Consider the following 5,859-nt stretch of genomic DNA (forward strand, 5'->3'; position numbering starts at 1 on the left):
ACAAGATGAAAGGTAGTATTAGCAACGGTTCAACTCCGTTCCATCAACAAAATAACTCTCTATAATAGTATAGAGAAAAGTTCATTGAGATATTGAAATTGACAGCGTAGATTAATTACCGAAAGGTAGTTAGTCAACAAAGAAACTAAACTAAGTGAGATTTTCTGAGATTTTTTTGAGAGTCGAGCTCTTTATAGATGTATGGTCGCAATATTATTGAAGATTATACGATGAAGAGTTTGATCCTGGCTCAGGATGAACGCTAGCGGCAGGCCTAACACATGCAAGTCGAGGGGTAGAAAGTGCTTGCACTTTTGAGACCGGCGCACGGGTGAGTAACGCGTATGCAATCTACCTTATACAGGGGAATAGCCCAGGGAAACTTGGATTAATGCCCCATAGTATTAAAGAGCGGCATTGTTCTTTAATTAAAGATTTATCGGTATAAGATGAGCATGCGTACCATTAGCTAGTTGGTGTGGTAACGGCACACCAAGGCTACGATGGTTAGGGGCCCTGAGAGGGGGATCCCCCACACTGGTACTGAGACACGGACCAGACTCCTACGGGAGGCAGCAGTGAGGAATATTGGACAATGGGCGAGAGCCTGATCCAGCCATGCCGCGTGCAGGAAGACGGCCCTATGGGTTGTAAACTGCTTTTTTACGGGAAGAAACACCTCTACGTGTAGAGGCTTGACGGTACCGTACGAATAAGGACCGGCTAACTCCGTGCCAGCAGCCGCGGTAATACGGAGGGTCCGAGCGTTATCCGGAATCATTGGGTTTAAAGGGTCCGTAGGCGGGCAACTAAGTCAGTGGTGAAATTCTGCAGCTCAACTGTAGAACTGCCATTGATACTGGTTGTCTTGAATCGTTGTGAAGTGGCTAGAATATGTAGTGTAGCGGTGAAATGCTTAGATATTACATAGAATACCGATTGCGAAGGCAGGTCACTAACAACGTATTGACGCTGATGGACGAAAGCGTGGGGAGCGAACAGGATTAGATACCCTGGTAGTCCACGCCGTAAACGATGGATACTAGCTGTCCGGTGCACATTGGTGTGCTGGGTGGCCAAGCGAAAGTGATAAGTATCCCACCTGGGGAGTACGTTCGCAAGAATGAAACTCAAAGGAATTGACGGGGGCCCGCACAAGCGGTGGAGCATGTGGTTTAATTCGATGATACGCGAGGAACCTTACCAGGGCTTAAATGTAGTCTGACAGGCGTGGAAACATGCTTTTCTTCGGACAGATTACAAGGTGCTGCATGGTTGTCGTCAGCTCGTGCCGTGAGGTGTCAGGTTAAGTCCTATAACGAGCGCAACCCCTGTTGTTAGTTGCCAGCGAGTCATGTCGGGAACTCTAACAAGACTGCCAGTGCAAACTGTGAGGAAGGTGGGGATGACGTCAAATCATCACGGCCCTTACGTCCTGGGCCACACACGTGCTACAATGGCAGGTACAATGGGCAGCCACTGCGCAAGCAGGAGCGAATCCACAAAACCTGTCTCAGTTCGGATCGGGGTCTGCAACTCGACCCCGTGAAGCTGGAATCGCTAGTAATCGGATATCAGCCATGATCCGGTGAATACGTTCCCGGGCCTTGTACACACCGCCCGTCAAGCCATGGAAGCTGGAAGCACCTGAAGTCCGTCACCGCAAGGAGCGGCCTAGGGTGAAGCTGGTAACTAGGGCTAAGTCGTAACAAGGTAGCCGTACCGGAAGGTGCGGCTGGAACACCTCCTTTCTAGAGAAAGACGACCGAAATTCAACAAAGAGAGACTCTTATATGAAAAAACAAAGGAGTTTTGCTTGGTTTAGCTGTCAATTTTATAATACTATAGTCAACAGGTACAGTGTCAGCATATCAAAACTGATAACTGAATACTGAACATTGGAGACTTTTTTTAAAGTCCCATAGCTCAGCTGGTTAGAGCGCTACACTGATAATGTAGAGGTCGGCAGTTCGAGTCTGCCTGGGACTACAAACGAATGACTAAGGAATAAAGTCAAATGAATAATAGCAATAGTATACATTACTCATTATCCCTTAAACAATCAACACACGTTCATAAATTGAAATATTGAAAGGAAATTTTAGAAGTTGGGTATCCCAAGTTGACGTATAAGTCATCAATTAACTGATAACTGTTAACTGATAACTGGCAACTGAAACAAAATGGGGGATTAGCTCAGCTGGCTAGAGCGCCTGCCTTGCACGCAGGAGGTCATCGGTTCGACTCCGATATTCTCCACTAGAATCCCCGCGAAGGCGGGGATCTATATTCTTCTTCGGAAGAAAACACGTTCATTACATATTGAAACAGAGTTTTAGCCATTTAGGGGCTAGAGCATCCCGAATTTACCTCGGGAAGGTTGCCGAAGTAAATTCGGCACAGGCTAATCGGTTCAACCCCGATATTCTCCACCACGGATAGAATCTACTATACGAGTACCAAAGAGCTATTTCATAATACTTGCGGTGAATATAGTAGAGATCCAGACAGTTCATTGACATATTGGAAATAAAGAATACGAGAAAAGTAATAATTAAAAAAGTTAGCAGTCTCAGTATACAGTTCGCAGTTTTACTGCCTACTGCCACTGAACACTGCCTACTTAAATTTGAATAACTCATTAAAGAGCAAAAAGTACAATAAGCAAAATAAGAGCGTATGGGGAATGCCTAGGCTCTCAGAGGCGATGAAGGACGTGATAAGCTGCGAAAAGCTGCGGGGATTGGCACATACAAAGTGATCCGCAGGTATCCGAATGGGGCAACCCAGTACATTGAAGATGTATTACCGCGCAAGCGGGGCAAACCCGGGGAACTGAAACATCTAAGTACCCGGAGGAAGAGAAAACAATAGTGATTCCGATAGTAGCGGCGAGCGAAATCGGATTAGCCCAAACCAATATCGTTACGGCGGTATTGGGGTTGTAGGACCACGACATTTGGTGCTTTACGAATAAGAACACGTTGGAAAGCGTGGCCATAGACGGTGATAGCCCGGTATTAGTAAGGACAGTTACCGATAGTGGTATCCTGAGTAGTGCGGGGCACGTGAAACCCTGTATGAATCCGGCGGGACCATCCGCCAAGGCTAAATACTCCTGAGAGACCGATAGTGAACCAGTACCGTGAGGGAAAGGTGAAAAGAACCGTGAATAACGGAGTGAAATAGATCCTGAAACCATACGCTTACAAGCGGTCGGAGCGGCGCAAGCTGTGACGGCGTGCCTTTTGCATAATGAGCCTACGAGTTACTGTTGCCAGCAAGGTTAATCCGCTCAGCGGAGGAGCCGCAGCGAAAGCGAGTCTGAATAGGGCGCTTTAGTTGGTAGTAGTAGACGCGAAACCGTGTGATCTACCCTTGGGCAGGTTGAAGTTTGGGTAACACCAAATGGAGGACCGAACCCGTTGACGTTGAAAAGTCTTGGGATGACCTGAGGGTAGGGGTGAAAGGCCAATCAAACTCGGAAATAGCTCGTACTCCCCGAAATGCATTTAGGTGCAGCGTTGATTTAAAGTTTTATAGAGGTAGAGCTACTGATTGGATGCGGGGGCTTCACCGCCTACCAATTCCTGACAAACTCCGAATGCTATAAAATGTTGATCAGCAGTGAGGGCATGGGTGCTAAGGTCCATGTCCGAGAGGGAAAGAACCCAGACCATCAGCTAAGGTCCCAAAATATATGTTAAGTTGAAAAAACGAGGTTGGACTGCACAGACAGCTAGGATGTTGGCTTGGAAGCAGCCATTCATTTAAAGAGTGCGTAACAGCTCACTAGTCGAGCGGTCCGGCATGGATAATAATCGGGCATAAACATATTACCGAAGCTATGGACTTATATTTATATAAGTGGTAGGGGAGCATTCTATTTGTGTTGAAGGTGAGTCGCGAGGCTTGCTGGAACGGATAGAAAAGAAAATGTAGGCATAAGTAACGATAATGCGGGCGAGAAACCCGCACTCCGAAAGACTAAGGTTTCCTCAGCTATGCTAATCAGCTGAGGGTTAGTCGGGGCCTAACGCGAACCCGAAAGGGGTAGTGGATGGACAACAGGTTAATATTCCTGTACCTGCTCACGCTAAAAGTGACGGAGGCGTAAATTTGGTGCGAACTGACGGAATAGTTCGTTGAAGCCAGTGGTAACACGGCGATAGTACACTGAGGCCTCGGCCAAGGTGATAATCCAGAGTAGCGACTTCCAAGAAAAACAAGTGAAGCAGCCCGTACCCTAAACCGACACAGGTGGTTGGGATGAGAATTCTAAGGAGCTCGAGAGATTCATGGCTAAGGAACTAGGCAAAATAGACGCGTAACTTCGGGAGAAGCGTCGCCCCCAGCAATGGGGGCCGCAGTGAAAGAGTCCAGGCGACTGTTTATCAAAAACACAGGGCTCTGCAAAATCGAAAGATGAAGTATAGGGCCTGACACCTGCCCGGTGCTGGAAGGTTAAGTGGAGATGTCATCCTTCGGGAGAAGCATTGAAATGAAGCCCCAGTAAACGGCGGCCGTAACTATAACGGTCCTAAGGTAGCGAAATTCCTTGTCGGGTAAGTTCCGACCTGCACGAATGGTGTAACGATCTGGACACTGTCTCAGCCATGAGCTCGGTGAAATTGTAGTATCGGTGAAGATGCCGATTACCCGCTGTGGGACGAAAAGACCCCGTGCACCTTTACTATAGCTTAGTATTGGTTTTGGACAAGTAATGTGTAGGATAGGTGGGAGACTTTGAAGCGGCGTCGCTAGGCGTTGTGGAGTCATTGTTGAAATACCACCCTTTGCTTGTCTAGAGTCTAACCCTTTACAAAAGGGGACAGTGCTTGGTGGGTAGTTTGACTGGGGTGGTCGCCTCCAAAAGAGTAACGGAGGCTTCTAAAGGTTCCCTCAATACGGTTGGCAATCGTGTGTAGAGTGCAATGGCATAAGGGAGCTTGACTGAGAGACCTACAAGTCGATCAGGTACGAAAGTAGAGCATAGTGATCCGGTGGTTCCGCATGGAAGGGCCATCGCTCAAAGGATAAAAGGTACGCCGGGGATAACAGGCTGATCTCCCCCAAGAGCTCACATCGACGGGGGGGTTTGGCACCTCGATGTCGGCTCGTCACATCCTGGGGCTGGAGAAGGTCCCAAGGGTTGGGCTGTTCGCCCATTAAAGTGGCACGCGAGCTGGGTTCAGAACGTCGTGAGACAGTTCGGTCTCTATCTACAGTGGGCGCAAGAAATTTGAGTGAATCTGACTCTAGTACGAGAGGACCGAGTTGGACTGACCGCTGGTGCACCAGTTGTTCCGCCAGGAGCATCGCTGGGTAGCTACGTCGGGAAGGGATAAGCGCTGAAAGCATATAAGCGCGAAACCCATCACAAGATGAGATTTCTTTAAAGGGCCGTGGGAGACTACCACGTTGATAGGCCGTAGGTGTAAGGGCAGTAATGTCCCAGCCGAGCGGTACTAATAGCCCGTAAGCTTATGTACGACGCATCCCTCCACTTCGGTGGAGGGAAGCAACTCTTTGTATAAGTATATTCACTTTTCTTCTATTGTTTATTTCCTATATGTCACGATATTAATCCTCGCAATGCGGGGATCTTTTCCAAGCAAGGCTAAGGCCTTCGCTGGAATTGAAAAACTAAGGTGGTTATAGCGACGGGGCTCACCTCTTACCTTTCCGAACAGAGAAGTTAAGCCCGTTTGCGCCGATGGTACTGCAGTTATGTGGGAGAGTAGGTCGCCGCCTTCCTTTAAAGACCCAATCATTTATTTGATTGGGTCTTTTTTTTTTGGAATAAACTGAAAAACAAACCTACTCTCCCACATCGTGGTGGTAGGGGCGGCAAGACGG

General features: G+C 48.0%; 2 tRNA genes and 3 rRNA genes. All 5 read left to right on the forward strand.

The features are described 5' to 3' along the window. Nucleotides 1–227: 227 nt before the first annotated feature. The 5 genes from AC3RVG_RS15920 (at nt 228) to rrf (ending at nt 5,757) form a co-directional block, all read left to right on the forward strand. A 16S ribosomal RNA gene (locus tag AC3RVG_RS15920) occupies nt 228–1,751 on the forward strand. A gap of 164 nt (nt 1,752–1,915) precedes the next feature. After that, nucleotides 1,916–1,989, forward strand: a tRNA-Ile gene (locus AC3RVG_RS15925). A gap of 196 nt (nt 1,990–2,185) precedes the next feature. Continuing rightward, nucleotides 2,186–2,259: transfer RNA gene (locus AC3RVG_RS15930), tRNA-Ala, on the forward strand. Between the two features lie 399 nt (nt 2,260–2,658). Beyond that, a 23S ribosomal RNA gene (locus AC3RVG_RS15935) occupies nt 2,659–5,492 on the forward strand. Between the two features lie 155 nt (nt 5,493–5,647). Then, nucleotides 5,648–5,757, forward strand: a 5S ribosomal RNA gene (gene rrf / locus AC3RVG_RS15940). Together the 16S, 23S and 5S rRNA genes with 2 tRNA genes alongside form the textbook arrangement of a ribosomal RNA operon. Nucleotides 5,758–5,859: the final 102 nt, after the last annotated feature.

It is taken from the genome of Aequorivita sp. IT1282 (assembly GCF_058068205.1).